General features: G+C 46.8%; 18 protein-coding genes and 1 riboswitch. Of the genes, 7 read left to right on the top strand and 11 right to left on the bottom strand.

Annotation, left to right across the window (positions count from 1 at the left end):
• Positions 1-56: 56 nt before the first annotated feature.
• Complete coding sequence (gene copZ, locus L2D08_RS16080) at positions 57-263, bottom strand: copper chaperone CopZ (protein ID WP_242235179.1); 207 nt, start codon at positions 261-263, stop codon at positions 57-59.
• A gap of 18 nt (positions 264-281) precedes the next feature.
• Complete coding sequence (locus tag L2D08_RS16075) at positions 282-602, bottom strand: metal-sensitive transcriptional regulator (protein WP_242235177.1); 321 nt, start codon at positions 600-602, stop codon at positions 282-284.
• 217 nt (positions 603-819) lie between these two features.
• Here L2D08_RS16075 and L2D08_RS16070 point away from each other — a divergent pair, with 217 nt between their 5' ends.
• Positions 820-1,230 carry a four-helix bundle copper-binding protein gene (locus L2D08_RS16070; RefSeq protein WP_483863883.1) on the top strand — a complete coding sequence of 137 codons (411 nt, stop codon included), beginning with the start codon at positions 820-822 and terminating at the stop codon, positions 1,228-1,230.
• Here L2D08_RS16070 and L2D08_RS16065 read toward each other — a convergent pair.
• The gene (locus L2D08_RS16065; RefSeq protein WP_251272467.1) at positions 1,205-1,516 is read right to left on the bottom strand and encodes a YnfA family protein; all 312 of its coding nucleotides are present in this window, start codon (positions 1,514-1,516) and stop codon (positions 1,205-1,207) included. The two genes, L2D08_RS16070 and L2D08_RS16065, sit on opposite strands and share 26 nt — an antisense overlap.
• A 152-nt stretch (positions 1,517-1,668) precedes the next feature.
• On the opposite strand from L2D08_RS16065, the gene L2D08_RS16060 reads away from it, so the two are divergent.
• From L2D08_RS16060 to L2D08_RS16050, 3 genes are all read left to right on the top strand, one after another.
• Positions 1,669-2,040 carry an ArsR/SmtB family transcription factor gene (locus L2D08_RS16060; RefSeq protein ID WP_242235175.1) on the top strand — a complete coding sequence of 124 codons (372 nt, stop codon included), beginning with the start codon at positions 1,669-1,671 and terminating at the stop codon, positions 2,038-2,040.
• Positions 2,041-2,045: 5 nt separating this feature from the next.
• Complete coding sequence (locus tag L2D08_RS16055; protein WP_242235173.1) at positions 2,046-4,160, top strand: heavy metal translocating P-type ATPase; 2,115 nt, start codon at positions 2,046-2,048, stop codon at positions 4,158-4,160.
• A 74-nt stretch (positions 4,161-4,234) separates the two neighbouring features.
• The gene (locus L2D08_RS16050; protein ID WP_242235171.1) at positions 4,235-5,146 is read left to right on the top strand and encodes a superoxide dismutase; all 912 of its coding nucleotides are present in this window, start codon (positions 4,235-4,237) and stop codon (positions 5,144-5,146) included.
• Positions 5,147-5,361: 215 nt separating this feature from the next.
• On the opposite strand, the gene L2D08_RS16045 is transcribed toward L2D08_RS16050, so the two are convergent.
• Positions 5,362-6,411 (bottom strand): NAD(P)/FAD-dependent oxidoreductase, encoded by a 1,050-nt coding sequence (locus L2D08_RS16045; protein WP_242235168.1) that lies wholly within the window; start codon positions 6,409-6,411, stop codon positions 5,362-5,364.
• A 204-nt stretch (positions 6,412-6,615) separates the two neighbouring features.
• Here L2D08_RS16045 and L2D08_RS16040 point away from each other — a divergent pair, with 204 nt between their 5' ends.
• Positions 6,616-6,918, top strand: a complete 303-nt coding sequence (locus L2D08_RS16040; protein WP_242235166.1) for a DUF3817 domain-containing protein — start codon at positions 6,616-6,618, stop codon at positions 6,916-6,918.
• A 54-nt stretch (positions 6,919-6,972) separates the two neighbouring features.
• On the opposite strand, the gene L2D08_RS16035 is transcribed toward L2D08_RS16040, so the two are convergent.
• Together L2D08_RS16035 and L2D08_RS16030 are read right to left on the bottom strand one after the other, a co-directional pair.
• Positions 6,973-7,812 (bottom strand): aldo/keto reductase, encoded by an 840-nt coding sequence (locus L2D08_RS16035; protein ID WP_242235163.1) that lies wholly within the window; start codon positions 7,810-7,812, stop codon positions 6,973-6,975.
• Between the two features lie 58 nt (positions 7,813-7,870).
• Positions 7,871-9,076, bottom strand: coding sequence for an MFS transporter (locus L2D08_RS16030; RefSeq protein WP_242235161.1), 1,206 nt, complete (start codon positions 9,074-9,076; stop codon positions 7,871-7,873).
• A 251-nt stretch (positions 9,077-9,327) separates the two neighbouring features.
• Between L2D08_RS16030 and L2D08_RS16025 the strand changes: the two genes are divergently transcribed.
• Together L2D08_RS16025 and L2D08_RS16020 are read left to right on the top strand one after the other, a co-directional pair.
• Positions 9,328-9,654, top strand: a complete 327-nt coding sequence (locus L2D08_RS16025; protein ID WP_242235159.1) for a winged helix-turn-helix transcriptional regulator — start codon at positions 9,328-9,330, stop codon at positions 9,652-9,654.
• Between the two features lie 217 nt (positions 9,655-9,871).
• Positions 9,872-10,393 carry a type 1 glutamine amidotransferase domain-containing protein gene (locus L2D08_RS16020; RefSeq protein WP_242235156.1) on the top strand — a complete coding sequence of 174 codons (522 nt, stop codon included), beginning with the start codon at positions 9,872-9,874 and terminating at the stop codon, positions 10,391-10,393.
• A gap of 33 nt (positions 10,394-10,426) precedes the next feature.
• On the opposite strand, the gene L2D08_RS16015 is transcribed toward L2D08_RS16020, so the two are convergent.
• From L2D08_RS16015 to L2D08_RS15995, 5 genes are all read right to left on the bottom strand, one after another.
• On the bottom strand, positions 10,427-11,419 hold the full coding sequence (locus tag L2D08_RS16015) for a LacI family DNA-binding transcriptional regulator (RefSeq protein ID WP_242235154.1): 993 nt from the start codon (positions 11,417-11,419) through the stop codon (positions 10,427-10,429).
• An 18-nt stretch (positions 11,420-11,437) separates the two neighbouring features.
• Positions 11,438-12,916, bottom strand: coding sequence for a UDP-glucose--hexose-1-phosphate uridylyltransferase (gene galT, locus L2D08_RS16010; protein WP_242235153.1), 1,479 nt, complete (start codon positions 12,914-12,916; stop codon positions 11,438-11,440).
• On the bottom strand, positions 12,913-13,914 hold the full coding sequence (gene galE, locus L2D08_RS16005) for a UDP-glucose 4-epimerase GalE (RefSeq protein WP_242235151.1): 1,002 nt from the start codon (positions 13,912-13,914) through the stop codon (positions 12,913-12,915). The genes galT and galE overlap by 4 nt, the downstream gene beginning before the upstream one ends.
• Positions 13,911-15,092, bottom strand: coding sequence for a galactokinase (locus tag L2D08_RS16000; protein WP_242235149.1), 1,182 nt, complete (start codon positions 15,090-15,092; stop codon positions 13,911-13,913). Before L2D08_RS16000 ends, galE begins: the two co-directional genes overlap by 4 nt.
• Positions 15,093-15,288: 196 nt before the next feature.
• Complete coding sequence (locus L2D08_RS15995) at positions 15,289-16,164, bottom strand: amidase (RefSeq protein WP_242235147.1); 876 nt, start codon at positions 16,162-16,164, stop codon at positions 15,289-15,291.
• A gap of 43 nt (positions 16,165-16,207) precedes the next feature.
• Positions 16,208-16,295: riboswitch (cyclic di-GMP riboswitch) on the bottom strand.
• Positions 16,296-16,316 lie beyond the last annotated feature (21 nt).

The following is a 16,316-nucleotide window of genomic DNA, read 5'->3' as shown; positions in this document are numbered from 1 at the left end:
ATGGGGTATATTTTTTACCGAAGAGAACGTGCTGATGGAAGTCAGCACGCGCTTTTTTAAACGACGTCATATCCCTGGTCGTCGATTGCTTCTTTGATCTCATCAATTGTCACTTTCGCTCCATCGTACTTCACGTCTACTTGGCTGTTTTCTAAAGAAACAGCAACAGACTCGACACCTTCCAGTTTACCAACGCTTCCTTCTACCGCTTTTACACAATGCCCGCATGACATGCCCTGTACATTTAATGTTGTTTGTTCCATATTAATCGCTCCGTTTCGTTATTTTTTCATTAACCGCCCAATCGTCACAAGAAGCTCTTCTACAATTTCTTCATCGCCTTCTTGAATCCGTTCGACTACACAGCTTTTCAAATGGCCTTCAAGCAAAACTTTTGCTGCGCTGTTCAGCGCTGATTGCGTAGCGGAAATTTGGGTAATAATATCATCACAATACACATCTTTTTCAACGAGCCCTTTAATGCCGCGGATTTGGCCTTCGATCCGGTTCAGTCTTGTAATTAAATTTTTCTTTACCGCCTCAGAATGGTGGCTTTTCCGTTCAGATACATTGTCACAGGCATGAGCTTCGATTTCTTCCATTTCTCCCGCCTCCTTACCTTTAACTTACCATACCCCCCTACTGTATGCAAACTGTTTTGCTTCATTATTTTTTGTTATTTCTTTCACCAGCCTTATATCCGGAAAAGGAAGCAGCAAAAAAAGCACAATGAATAAAGTTTGTGTTTGTGTTTGTGTTTAAAGAAAAAAAGGACGGTTAGAGTATTGCTGGAGCCATTCAAAAAGAGGAGGAAAAACGATGAATCAGAATGTACATAATTGTATTCAGACCTGCCTGGAGTGTTTAGAATCCTGTAATCACTGCTTTAACCAGTGCCTGCAGGAAGACGACGTGAAAATGATGGCGTCTGCATTCGACTGGACCGCGAATGTGCAGATCTTTGTGCATTGGCCGTGCAGTCGATGCAGCGAAACAGCCCGTTTATGGCTCAAATTTGCGCGCTTTGCGCAGATGTTTGTGAAGCGTGCGGAAACGAATGCCAAAAGCACGATCACAACCACTGCCAGGCATGTGCACAGGCATGTTTTACATGTGCAGAAGCATGCCGGAAGATGGCAGTCTGATATGATTATTTGTACAAAAGCCGGAGAAGATATACCTCTCCGGCTTTTGTTTCCTTATGCTACGAACGCGGTGCCCACAGCATAATGGCAACACCCGCAAGGCAGATAGCGGCACCGATCCAGTCATATACATCCGGCGTTTTTTTATCGACACCCCACCCCCACAAAACGGATAACACGATAAATACGCCGCCATATGCCGCATACACGCGCCCGAATGATGGAAAGGTTTGAAAGGTGGCAATTATGCCGTACAGCACAAGAGCCACACCGCCAATGATTCCCCATGTGAACGGCTTTCCTTCTCTCAGCCAGAGCCAAATCAAGTAGCCCCCGCCAATTTCAGCTGCTCCTGCTAATAAAAACATCATCCATGTATACAGCAGTTTTCTCACACTTTCTCTTGATTGGTTCCGTCTTTTTTTACATTCAAACATTTATTTGAATGTAAAATTGACTTTTTTTCACCTCCAGCATACACTAAAAATATACAATCAAACAAATATTTGAATGAGGTGCTGAAATGACCCAGAAAACAACCGTAAAGTCCCTAAATGATGCCTGTGAAACAAGTTGTTTCAATGGAGAAGTCGTCAGCCGGGTCCAGCCGAAAATAGATGAAGTAACCGGTGTAGAGCTGCTGTTTAAAGCTTTGTCTGATGCCACCCGCTTAAAAATCGTATACGCGCTGACGCTCGAAGAAGAGCTGTGTGTCTGCGATGTGGCGCAAATTATTGGCTCTACTACCGCTACCGCCTCCCACCACTTACGCCTGCTTCGCAACATGGGACTCGCCAAGTATCGGAAAGAAGGAAAAATGGTGTATTACTCTGTTAAAGACGACCACGTCCATCAGCTTGTCAGCATTGCCCTTGAGCATTCCAGAGAGGACTGAGGAAAATGAGTGAGGAAAGGAAACATGTTTACCGGCTTCAGGGATTGTCCTGCACCAACTGTGCGGCCAAGTTTGAAAAAAACATCCGTGATATCGAAACAGTAGAAGATGTCCAGCTGAATTTTGGCGCATCGAAAGTGGCGATCATCGGCGATGCGTCTGTTGAACAGCTTGAAGCCGCCGGTGCGTTTGATGGAATCAAAGTATATCCCGAGCGCGAAAAGGTCAAGGAAGAAAGAGTTCCATTCTGGCAAAAGCGTGAAAATAAAAATACGATCGTTTCGCTGTTCTTTTTGCTCTTCGGTTATATTTCTACTTTTTCCGCCGGCGAAAGCAGTATCGTAACCATTACTCTTTTTGCGCTTTCCATCTTAATCGGCGGCTTCGATTTATTCAAAGTCGGCTTAAACAATTTAATCCGCTTTGAATTCGATATGAAAACATTAATGACCGTTGCTATTATTGGGGCAGCAATTATTGGCGAGTGGGGGGAAGGCGCTATTGTTGTATTTCTTTTTGCCCTAAGTGAAGCGCTGGAAGGATACTCAATGGACAAAGCCCGCCAGTCTATCCGCTCTCTTATGGATATTGCACCAGATACCGCGCTGATTAAACGGGGCGGCAGTGAGTTTGAAGTGGCGGTTGAAGATATTCAAATCGGAGATATTATGATCGTGAAACCCGGACAAAAGGTTGCCATGGACGGCGAGGTCATTCGCGGCCGTTCATCCATTAACCAGGCGGCGATTACCGGTGAATCCATTCCGGTATCCAAGGAAGAAGGCGATGAAGTGTTTGCCGGCTCCCTCAATGAGGAAGGATTTTTAGAAGTACGGGTCACAAAGCTTGCCGAAGATACAACGATCGCCAAAATTATCCATTTGGTCGAGGAAGCCCAGGCTGAACGCGCTCCTTCTCAGGCGTTCGTCGACCGTTTTGCCAAGTACTACACGCCGGCCATTATGGCCATTGCTTTCCTGGTCGCTGTCCTGCCTCCTTTGTTTACGGGGGGCGACTGGCAGGAATGGATTTACCGCGGTCTTGCGGTTCTTGTCGTGGGATGTCCGTGTGCACTGGTGATTTCCACACCGGTTGCCATTGTCACAGCAATTGGGAATGCAGCGAAAAACGGTGTTTTGATCAAAGGCGGCATTCACCTGGAAGAAACGGGACGTTTAAAAGTAGTCGCTTTTGATAAAACCGGCACATTAACCGAGGGAAAGCCCGAGGTAACCGATATTGCTTCTGTTTCCGACATGAGCGTGCAGGAGGTTTTATCCGTCGCTGCTTCTCTTGAAACGTTTTCCCAGCACCCCCTTGCGTCCGCTGTTTTACGCAAAGCGGCTGCTGAAAAAGTATCGCTGCTTGAAGCCCATGATTTTCAATCTCTTACCGGTAAAGGTGCGAAAGCTTCTTTAAACGGGACCGTTTATTACATTGGCAGCCCGGCTCTTTTTGAAGATGGGCCTGCTGTAACGGAAAAAGTCCGGGAAGCGATCTCGGCACTGCAGGCGGAAGGAAAGACGGTAATGCTGGTTGGAACGGATGAAGAAATAAAAGGCTATATTGCCGCAGCTGACCAGGTTCGGAAAAGCAGCCTGACGGTTTTAGAAAAACTCGCTAAGCTGGGCATTCAAAAAACGGTGATGCTGACAGGTGATAACCATGCAGCGGCGGCTTCCATCGGCAGAAAGCTTGGCTTAACCGATGTGCAGGCGGAATTAATGCCCGAGAACAAGCTCGATGCCATTAAGTCTCTTCGTTCCCAGTACGGCCATGTGGCGATGGTGGGCGATGGCATTAACGATGCTCCTGCTCTTGCCAGTGCCTCAGTTGGCATTGCGATGGGCGGCGCTGGAACGGACACAGCACTTGAAACAGCGGATGTAGCTTTAATGGCGGATGATTTAGAGAAGCTCCCTTATACGGTTGCACTCAGCCGTAAAACGCTCCAGGTTATTAAGCAAAACATCGCTTTTGCATTCGGCTTGAAACTGCTGGCTCTGCTGCTGATCGTTCCGGGCTGGCTTACACTTTGGATGGCTGTATTTGCTGACGTCGGCTCCACTTTAATCGTCGTGTTAAACTCTATGCGTCTCATGAAGACCAGATACAAGTAAAGAACGGCTGTTACGTGAACACTGCCCTCCTCCTATTCATACCCTGTTAACAGGCAAATGAAGGAGGTAAGGCAGTGTTTTTACATGAAAAAGCGTATCGTGCAACTTTGCTAAATTGGTGCAAGCATGTAGAGCAGCAATGGAAATCTATCCGGGAAAAAGCGGTAGCAGCTGATAAAAAAGCACTAGATCAGTGGGAAGCAGCTTTCCTTTCCTTAAAAAAGAATGCAGAAGAAGATCATCCGGTTGACCCACTCTCTCTAAGCAGCCAGGCTGCTGCTTTATACAATCAGCTTCCCCGCTTACTGCAGCAGCCATCCCCTGCCAAACAGGAAAAAAAGGAATGGAAGCCGAAGCAGCCTGTGCCGATCGGCGGGCACCGCCTGCCTCCACTTCCTTACGCCTACAATGCCCTAGAGCCGGTGATTTCTGAGGAAATTATGAAGCTGCACCACGATAAGCATCACCAAAGCTATGTAGACGGGCTGAACAAAGCCGAAAAAGAAATGCAAAAAGCACGCCGGAGCGGCGATTTCAGCTTGATTAAACATTGGGAGCGGGAAGCTGCCTTCCACGGTGCCGGCCACTATTTGCACACGATTTTTTGGGCAGTAATGACCCCGGGCGGCGGCGGCCTCCCGGCAGGAGAGCTGAATCAGGCTATAACAAACTCTTTTGGGAGTTTTGATGGATTTAAGAGACACTTCTCAGAAGCGGCGAAAAACGTGGAAGGTGTCGGCTGGGCCATTCTCGTCTGGTCCCCGCGCTCCCGCCGCCTCGAGATTTTAACGGCTGAAAAGCACCAAAACCTGAGCCAGTGGGATGTAGTGCCGCTGCTTCCACTCGATGTGTGGGAGCATGCTTATTACCTGCAATACAAAAATGAACGCGCGAAATATGTAGATGCCTGGTGGAAAGTGGTCAATTGGAAAGAAGTTGAGCATCGGTTCGCCGAAGCGAAAAATCTAACGTGGGAGCCTTTTTAAGAGAAAAATAAAAACCAGCTAAAAAAAGCTGGTTTGAGAATGTAAACAAAGTAAGAAAGCAGGCTGATTGAAAACGTCTGTCTTTCCAGGAACGCCGCTGGCTGGGAAGCGGAGTGACCTTTTTCGGGTCATGAGCATTCGCAGACGGCAAGTGACACCGAAAGCGGGCGTTTGTCAACAGCCTGAAACCAGCTAAAAAAAGCTGGTTTTTCTATTTATTGAATCATCGCCTGCACGATTTGTTTATTTCTTTCTTTAAATACGTCATTATGGGACGAAACCATAGCACTGCTTCTTGAAGCTGGATCAATAAATTGCTTGGCTCTGTTTACCGCGTTGGCGGCATCTTGAAAAGCGCCGGCAATTAAATGCAGCTTGCCTTCATGCTTGAGCACATCACCTGCTGCGAAAAAACCCGGTACAGAAGATTCGCCTGATGGCTGGCTCGCTACATAAAAATCATCTTTGAGCTCGACATTTAAGGTACTGTTTTGCAAAAGAGAAGCATCCCGGTCAAAGCCATGATTAATGACCACTTCATCTGCCGCTAAAATGGTCTTCGCCATCGTGACACTGTTGGTCAGCTCCACTTCGCCAATTCGGCTTCCATCAGGTGCAGCTATTAGCTTCGTAATCGATTCATTCATCAAGCAGATGGCTGAACTGTCGATCAGCTGCTGAACCTGCGCTTCGTGTCCTTTTAAGGAACTGCCCCTGTACACGACATAGACTTTTTCTGCAACCGCAGCCAGCTCGTTTGCCCAGTCGACAGCTGAATTGCCCCCTCCTGATACCACTACTGTTTTCCCCTTAAACTTTTTCAATGACTGCACCACATAATGCAGATTGGTGACTTCAAACCGCTCCGCTCCTTCGATCGGCAGCTTTTGCGGGTTTAATATACCGCTGCCAACGGCGGCAATCACCGTTTTGGAAAAGTGGACGGTTCCCGATGCAGCAGTAAGCTCAAAGAAGCCGTCATCCGTTTTGTGTATGCTCTCCACTTTTTCATTTAAGATCACTTTCGGATCAAATGTCATCGCCTGCTCCGTTAACTGCCCAATCAGCTGTTCACCGGTAATAGGAGTCAAGCCGCCAATGTCCCAAATCAGTTTTTCAGGATACACATGAATTTTTCCGCCCAGCTTCGGCTGATATTCAATAATTTTCGTTTTCATTCCTCTTAAACCGCTGTAAAAAGCCGCGTATAACCCAGCCGGACCTCCGCCAATAATTGTCACATCATACAGATCACGTTGAGGCATGATGACCCTCCTTTTAATTAATAATGATTCTCATTATTAATTAAAAGGATACACTACTTTTTCTTCTTCAACAATCTCCATCTTTTCCACTTCTATTTTTATTGGAAAGACGACAATATGATGAACATCTATAAAAAGAGATGAAATTTAAGGATGTATCCGTTATCTTTAAAGAAACAATCTTCTTCAGATTAGGAGGCTTTTATGTTAAAAACATCTGTTGGCAAACTGCGGCTCGCAGGCTATTTTGAAGGCATTTCGCTGCTCATTCTCCTGTTTATTGCCATGCCGATGAAATATTGGCTTGGTATCCCGGAAGCCGTTCGTATCGTCGGCTCTATCCACGGCGCCCTGTTTATTACATACTGTGTCATTATTGCTTATGTAACATTGAAAACACGCTGGAATCTGATCTGGCCTATTCTGTCGGTCATTGTCGCGTTTATTCCATTTGGCAATTTTATATTAGACAGAAAGCTTCATGATTTAGAGAAAGTATACAGATAAAAAAGCACCAGCCTGAGTACATTTCAGGCTGGTGCTTTTTAGTATGATGTTCATTTAAAAATCAAAGTTATCAGGGTCCGGCCCCACCCGGCGATGCTGGTCCATTTCGTTAATCATCTTCACTTGCTCCCCATTCAGTTCAAAGTCATACAAGTCCGCATTTTCATCAATGCGATGCTTTTTAACAGACTTTGGAATCACAGCCCATCCTGTTTGCAAATGCCATTTAAGGACAACTTGCGCCACCGTTTTCCCCAGGCTTTCGGCCATTTCCACTAAAACGGGTTCATTGAAAATGCCTCCCTGTGCCAGCGGTGCCCATGCTACAGGATGAATGTTTTTCTCTGTCAGGTATTTGTATAATTCTGTTTGCACAAGCCGGGGATGGCGTTCCACCTGGTTAATGGCCGGAACAATCTCCGCTGTTTGAAGCAATGTTTCTAAATGATGAACCTGGAAATTGCTGACCCCGATGGCGCCGATTTTTCCTTTCTTATACAAGTCTTCAAGCGCCCGCCAGCTCTCTGTAAATTTATTTTCAACCGGCCAATGAATCAAGTACAAATCAAGCTGATCAAGCCCTAAGTGTGCTGTACTTTCCCGGTAAGCCTCCAGCGCGCGTTCATATCCCTGGTCAGCATTCCACAGCTTGGAGGTAATAAACAGCTCATCGCGGGTAATGCCGGCACGTTCCATTCCACGCCGGATTCCCTCTCCAACTCCCTCTTCATTTTCATAAACAGCCGCCGTGTCAATGTGGCGATATCCTTGCACAATGGCTTCCTCTACAGAAGCTGCAACGGCTTCTCCATCTTCTACTTGAAAAACACCCAGGCCCAGCCAGGGCATCGGTTTTTCTCCATGGTTTAATTGAAAGGTACTTTGTTTATTCATTTATTTTCTCCTCCGTCTTTTTTCTTTTCTTCGTTTCTTTTCATCATTTTCATTCACGTTACGATTTCTCAAGTTTTAATGAAACCGCGGTTAACAAAACGGCGAGCATCACCATTACGCCGCCTATCCATGGGGTATGGACCAATCCGATCGAATCCACGACAAAGCCGCCTATTGTCGCGCCGGCCGCAATACCGATATTAAAAGCGGCAATATTCAGGGCAGAAGCCACATCTACTGCGGATGGAACATATTTTTCCGCAAGCTGGACAACAAACAGCTGCAGGCCTGGTACATTCATAAATGCAAGCAGCCCCGTCAAAACAACACCGATCAAGCCGGCCGCTTTAAATGGAATCATAAAGGACAGAGCCACAAGAATAGCGGCCTGCGCAAGAAACATCCAGAACAACGCTTTAATAGGATGATGATTGGCCAAACGTCCGCCGGCGGCATTTCCAACCGCTACAGCTGCTCCGTATACGAGCAGAACGATGCTGACCAGACCGGGCTTCAAACCCGTCACATCTTGTAAAATCGGTGTTAAATACGTAAAAGCTACAAATGTCCCTCCGTATCCAAGAGCCGTAATCGCCAGGCCGAGCAAAATTCGTTTATTAGTAACAAGCCGCAGCATATCCCCAAATTTTGCCGGTTGTGGCTGCTTTAAATTTTTCGGAATCAGCAGCGCACTTGCGGCAACGGCAATCACACCAAGCAAAGCCACTCCCCAAAATGTGGCGCGCCAGCCGAACGACTGCCCAATAAATGTACCAAGCGGAACGCCTGTTACAGTTGCAACGGTTAAACCAGTAAACATGAGAGCAATGGCACTCGCTTTTTTATGTGGCGGTACGAGCTGAACCGCAATCGTTGACCCAATCGAGAAAAAAACACCATGCGAAAAAGCCGTAATAAACCGTGCTGCAAGCAGCAATTCAAATGACTGGGACAAGGCAGCCACTACATTACCTGTAATAAATAGCACCATTAAAGATATAAGCAGCGTTTTTCGGTTTAATCGATTTGTTAAAGCGGTCAGTACCGGGGCGCCAATCGCTACGCCGGCCGCATAACCAGAAACGAGTAATCCTGCGAGCGTAATTCCGATGTTTAAATCTTCCGCAATAGAGGCCAAAAGTCCGACCGGAACAAATTCAGTAGTTCCAATTCCAAAGGCACTAACGGCTAATGCCCATAAAGCAAATCGACTGTTTGTTGAAGCGGCTTCCTCTTTAACAGCCGCTTGAACAGTGTGACTCATCTTTTTTTCCTCCTTTTATTAAAAACGGCGGGCCCAGCCGTTTTCCCTGTACGTCCATTTTGCATAGCAGCTATCAAAATAAAAGGTACGCACTTTTTTATCCTGTAGGAACGTTTAAGTATCTACCATCTTTTAAGATCTTTTGTTTCGTTCCTGTGTATGTTATTATGGGTGCACTCAATTCAAAAGAAAAGTACGCACTTTAAAGTAATGTAGGTACTTAAAAGTGCCTATATAAAGGAGGAAAGCACATGGCTTACAATATTCCGGTAGAAGCAACACTTGATGTAATCGGCGGAAAGTGGAAAGTGGTCATTATGTGCCATTTGATCAAAGGGGAAAAACGTACAAGCGAACTTAAAAAGTTAATGCCGAATATCACGCAAAAAATGCTCACGCAGCAGCTGCGCGAGCTTGAAGCAGACGGGGTTGTGAACCGGACTGTTTTTGATCAGGTTCCGCCAAAGGTCGTTTATTCCTTAACAGACTATGGCTGGTCGCTCCGTCCTATTTTAGATGCAATGTGTGCCTGGGGTGAAGGTCATATCGAATTAACCGGCAGTGAAGTTGTCCAATAAAAGACAGCCAATGTTATTTGGCTGTTTTTTATTTTCGAAAAAGAACCGGTTATCAATATAAACTCTGCTCTCGGACTCTAACAAAAGCTGCCCGCTATTTTTTCCTGCCATTATCGGACTTTCTGATTTTTAATTCCCATGGACAAAGATAGATAGATGCTTTCATTTTTACCCACGCCATTCCTCTGTTACACTAAAGAAAAAAGGAGGCGTTTTGATGCGGCTGGAAAACAAAAAAGTCATCGCGCTTGTAGAAGAAGAATTTGAAGATTTAGAGCTTTGGTATCCGATTCTGCGGCTTCGGGAAGAAGGAGCGACTGTACACCTCGTCGGTAAGGAAGCAGGAAAAACATACACTGGAAAATACGGCGTGCCGGCGGAAGCCGATTATGCTTTTGGAGATATTCATGCAGATGAGTACGACGCCATTTTAGTGCCGGGCGGCTGGGCACCGGATAAGCTGCGCCGGTATCCAGAAGTACTTGAATTTGTCCGTTCGATGGATGCAGCTCAAAAGCCGATCGGGCAAATTTGCCATGCTGGCTGGGTATTGATTTCAGCTAACATCCTGCAGGGGAAACATGTGACAAGTACACCTGGCATTAAAGATGACATGACCAATGCGGGTGCTGTATGGTACGACGAGCCGGTTACAGTTGACGGCCATATCGTATCAAGCCGCCGTCCGCCGGATCTTCCGCCTTATGTAAAAGCTTTTGCGGACAAGCTCGCCGAATGAAAAAACTCCACCATCATGAGATGGTGGAGTTTTTCACTTTGTTGTGCCCCGCACAATCAATTCTGACGGCAGCACGACTTTTTTAGAAATACGCTTTGCGTTCAGCTGCTCCAGCAAAAGCTCTACAGCGATTTTTCCCATCCATTCTGTATGCACCTTCACAGTCGTAAGCGGCGGATACATATATTTCGATACGCTAATGTCATTCACGCCGACTAAGCTGACGCGCTCCGGAACTTGAATGTGTGCTTCGTGCAGCGCCCGCAGTGCCCCGATCGCGAGCGTATCGCTTGCCGCAAAAAAGGCTTCCGACAGGTTTTCGCCGCGCTGTTCAATACAGTTTTTCATCAGCCGGTATCCGTCATCCGCGCTGTATGTTCCAATCAGCATACCTTCTTCAGCAAAAGCGCCTTTCTCCTGCAGGAAGGCACGGTAAGTCTGCTCACGCATGTCCGTGATCATACCAGATTTGTCTTCAAACTGCTCCCGGCCGCCAATATAACCGATACGGCGGATGCCCTGCTCCCAAAGGTGAGTGAGCGCTTTTTCGGTTACACGCGAGAAATCGGTAATGACGCTGTCGAACACTTCGTCTTCGGGTGAAAAATCAACAAAGACGATTCGGCTTGACCACTCGCTCAGCCGCTCAACCTGGGCGCTGCTGTATTTACCGACTGCGATAATGCCTTCGATTTCCTCCCGGTCCAGCTGCTCCAGCTCATTGTACAGCACCTTTTGCAACTGAAGACCAGATTCAAGGCAGCTGTTCTCAATGCCGAGACGAATCGACCTGTAGTACAAGTCATTCAGCTCTTCTTCCTCGGTATACCAGTGAACGAGCGCTGCCGTCGTTTGAGGGGTTCTTTTTGAAACACGCCGCTTTTTGTAATCAAGCTGTTCGGCGGCTTCAAAAATTTTTTGTTTTGTTTCTGCGCTGACAGACAGGTGCGGATCATAGTTGAGTACACGCGAAACAGTCGCAATCGACACACCCGCCCGTGCAGCAATATCTTTAATGGTAGCCATTTTTTTCATTCCAATCGGTTAAAGTCGGTTCAAGAAACGGCTGAACCCGTCCTTCCCTTCTTTTGTCTGCTTAAATACCCCGCAGTCTTCCAGGCCACGTAAAAATTTAGCCGCAACCGCCTGACGAACAAATTCTTCAGCGTCAACCCGGCTGTCATACGTTAACCGGAGCTCCTTCGCCCAGTCACGGTGTTCACTTTTAACCTGTTCTGACCCGCCGGCCACGAACGCGGCGACTTGGGCTAAATCCTCTTTTAAGCGTGCCGGCAGCACAGCAAGCCCCATCACTTCAATGAGTCCGATATTTTCACGCTTAATATGGTGAATGTCGGCATGCGGGTGAAACAAGCCCATCGGATGCTCTTCCGTCGTTCGGTTATTGCGCAGCACGAGGTCGAGCTCGAAGAAGGCGCTGCGTTTTCGCGCGATAGGTGTAATCGTATTGTGAGGAGTGTCCCCCGTACATGACCGAATGCCGCACGCTTCATCATCATATGCTTTCCATGTGGAGAGTACATATTCAGCTGCCGCTGCCAGCTCGCTGCGGTCTCCGCTTTTCAGCCGGATCACAGACATCGGCCAATATAGTGTGGCTCCTTGTATGGACGGAAACTGTTTCATTGAAAAAACGTATTCCTCTTTTGCTTTTGCCATGGCGAATTCATAACGTCCGCCCTGGTAATGGTCGTGTGTTAAAATCGAGCCGCCAACAATCGGCAGGTCAGCGTTAGACCCGGCAAAATAGTGCGGAAATTGATGGACAAAATCGAGCAGGCGGTCAAACCCGGCCCGGTCAATCTTCATATCGCGATGCTCTCCTGAAAGCAAAATACAGTGCTCATTGTAGTACACATATGGAGAGTATTGAAGAAACCATTCCTCGCTGCCAAGCGTTACCGGTACAATCCGGTGATTGGCGCGGGCTGGATGGTTTGTATGCCCTTCGTATCCCTCGTTTTCCACGCATAAAAGACACTTTGGATAGGGCGTTTCCGGCCCCGGACGCAGTTTCGCCCGGGCAATTTCAGCTGGATCCTTTTCCGGCTTCGATAGATTAATCGTAATATCCAGTTCCCCGTAGTCCGTTTCCGTTTTATACGAAATATTTTTGGCAATCCGTTTTGTCTGGATGTAATTGGACGCCTCGCTCAAGCTGTAGAAAAAGTCCGTTGCCTGCTGCGGGTCATCCGAATAATGTTCCCAAAAAGAATGGGCGAGTTGCGATGGCTTGGATACAAAAATATTCATAAGATCCGCTGCAAATATCTCTTTATCTTCTAGGAACGGCGGCACGATCCCCTTCGCTTCAGCTTCTTCTGTCAGCCGTTCTACAAGCTCTGGAATGGTCAGTGCCGATACGTTTTCCTCCGGCTTAATAAAATCGTTTTGCTTGAGCAGAGCGAGCAGCCGGTTTCTTGCATACACCTGATCGCGCTTTTCAATCAGCCCCGCCTGCCAGGCTTTTCGGATAAGCTCCTCCACATAAGCAAAAATCATAAACGAGCCGCTCCTTTGTAGCCATGTGGATGATGCTCATGCCAATTCCAGGCGTCACGGATAATTGTTGAAATATCTGTCCGAGACGGCGACCAGCCGAGTATCGTCCGCGCTTTTTCGGAAGAAGCGATTAAAACAGCCGGATCCCCCGCACGCTTTTCGCCGATGACCAAAGGGATAGGATGCCCGGTTACCGCACGTGCTGCTTCCACAATTTCTTTCACGGAAAACCCTTGATTGGAGCCTAGGTTAAAAATGTTGCTCTCGCCGCCCTCTTTCAAGTAATCAAGCGCTAAAACATGCGCGTCCACTAAATCTTCCACATGGATATAATCCCGAATACACGTGCCGTCTTCTGTTGGGTAATCCTGTCCAAAAATCGTGATATGTTCCCGCTGCCCATTGGCTACCTGCAGGACGACCGGAATCAAGTGTGTTTCCGGATTATGGTCTTCCCCAATCACACCCGATTCGCTCGCGCCGGCCACGTTAAAATATCGCAGTGAAACAAACTTGATGCCATGTGCTGCATCACACCACTTCATCATCCGTTCCATCGCCAGCTTTGTTTCCCCGTATGCGCTTGTTGGATCATTCGGCGCTTTTTCCGTGATGGGCATTTCTTTTTGTTCTCCATATGTAGCAGCGGAAGAAGAAAAAACAATATGCTTCACTCCGTACTTTGTCATCGTTTCAAGCAGCACCTGCGTGCCAAATACATTATTATCATAATACTTTAGCGGATTTTCCATTGACTCCCCTACAAGTGAATTCGCAGCAAAATGAACGACCTGCTCAACCTGTTCTTTCTCGAATACATCATTTAAAAATTGACGATCCCGAATGTCTCCAATATGAAAGGAAACACCGTCCGGCACGGAAGCCGCATGACCTGTTTCAAGACTATCAATTACCACAACATCCCGCTTTTGCGCCAAGAGAGCCCGTACCGCATGGGATCCTACATACCCTGCTCCACCTATTACAGCTATACTCATCCTATTTCCTCCTTCACTAGTTCGCGCGCACCGCCGCCGATATGAGCCATGTAGAATTCCGCACGAATGCCGCATTCCTCCTCATACCGCTTTCCAACTTCACTAACAAATGATTCGATGTTTTCATTGTTCACAATCGCAATAGCACAGCCGCCAAATCCGGCGCCTGTCATGCGCGCACCGATTACGCCGGGCTGCTTCCACGCTGTGTGCACGAGCGTATCAAGCTCTTTTCCTGTTACCTCGTAATCTTGTTCGAGCGAAGCATGCGATTGGTTCATAAGCCGGCCCACCGCTTCCACGTTTCCTTCTTTGAGTTTGTTCAGCGCCTCAATCGTCCGCGCATTTTCATAAACCGCGTGACGGGCACGTTTTTCTAAAACAGCATCACTAATGACTGCTTTGTTCTGCTCAAACCGGTCCGGTGTCAGCTCGCCAAGCGACTTTACATCCATTCGTTTTTGAAGCCGCCTTAACGCTTCCTCACATTCACTGCGCCGCTCATTGTATTTAGACGAAGCAAGCTCACGGCGCTTGTTCGTATTCATTATAACAATGCTTGCATTCGGAAGCTCGATTGGCGCGTACTCATAATGAAGCGTTTCACAATCAAGCCAGATCGCTGCCCCTGTTTTCCCCATTCCAATCACAAATTGATCCATAATCCCGCTGTTGACACCAATGTAATGATTTTCAACCCTCTGGCCGATTTTGACCATTTCGATTCGATCTATATTCAAGCTAAACAGTCCTTCTAGCATGACACCCGTTGCCATTTCAATGGAGGCTGAAGAAGAAAGGCCGGCTCCATTCGGAATATTGCCATAAAAAAGAACATCATATCCGGTGTTGATTGCACAGCCTGCTTCCTGCATCAGCTTTGTCATGCCTTTCGGGTAATTGGTCCATCCGTCCTCTTCCTTATAGTCAAGCTCATCAAGCGACCCTTCTACAATTCCCCGTTCACTAAAATTAGCAGAATAAAAGCGAAGTCTGCGGTCTTCCCTTTTGGCTGCGAGAGCATACGTCCCGAATGTAATCGCAAGGGGAAATACGTGCCCGCCATTATAATCCGTATGTTCTCCAATCAAGTTAATACGCCCGGGTGCGAAAAAGACTCGTTCAGCTGGTTTGCTAAAAATGTCTGCAAATTGTTGTCCCATTTCCTCGATCCTCATGAAAGCGCCTCCTTTTTCTTTTATTTTAATTAGTTTTTAGTAAAAGTCAAAATAATTTTTAGTAAAATAAAAAGAAATTTAGTGCTTCTAAACTTCAGCCTTCGCTTTTTAACCAAAAATCCAAGTAACTCCATAAACAAGAACTTTTACAAATAAAAAAAAGATCCGTCTTTTAAAAGACGGATCTTTTTTTATCTCACGGATTCATCGTCATCCAGCTTCCCACATGGTGAACAGCTGTTCCATTGAACCCTGGTGTATTTGTATAGTAAGACTGTACTTTTGTCAGCTCCTGCTGCATAAAAGCATCTCCTTCTTCAAAAAAGGAGATGTTGTCGCCTTCGGTTGTTTCTCCTGTTTCTACGCCGACCACAATTGCTTTTCCATATTTTCGAGCCATCGCAATCTCATTTTTGACAACATCAATAATAGATGATGCATCATCGCGGTAAGCCATAATTGTTACACTGTTTATATTTGCAACAACCCACTCTGCCAGCATGCCGGCTCCATATGTGTTTTTGTAGCGAACTTCATCAAACCAAAACGGCATGTCCACTTCAAGTGGAAGCTTCAAGGATGCAGTGCTCGTTTTCGCACGCTGTAGTAGTGCCTGGTATGATTTAATCGTTCCAACCTGGTTGGATGTCCAGCCGCTGTAAAGATATGGTTCCACATCTAGATGAACGCCCGCAAATTTTTGATCAGCGGTTGATCCGCTTTGATATTGCCCAAGCCAGTTCATCAACTGATTTTGGCTCGTATATCCTTTCGGTGCTACCCAAGACGGTGCTCCATCCAGTGCATAAATGCGCATGCCTTTTGCAGCCGCTTTTTGAATAAAACTGCGGTACACGCCTGCAGGAATGTCACGGTCAATTTGTACGTATACTTTATTCAGCTGTTTGATTTCTAAAAAAGCAAGTGTTCCTGCTTCATCATTGACAATCATCCACGGATTCCACAGCCACGTCGCCTGATCGCCTGCAGCGGCTGCCTCCGTTTTTGTTTGCTGGATTCCAGCGGCCAAAAGAACAAAAAGGGACAACAAGACGACTATTTTTTTCAACACAAAAAGCCCTCCATTCTGTAAGCCTAGACTCACAGAATGAGAGCCTGGCAACCTGACGACCATATGCTTTTCAGCAGTGAGGCTCACGGCTTTGCGTCCTATCCTTTCGGAGTAGTTTGCCTTTTTCAGATATATTTTATAAATATATTATA

Source organism: Domibacillus sp. PGB-M46 (assembly GCF_022668875.1).
Classification (GTDB): domain Bacteria; phylum Bacillota; class Bacilli; order Bacillales; family Domibacillaceae; genus Domibacillus.
This window is presented reverse-complemented; position numbering and strand designations above follow the sequence as displayed.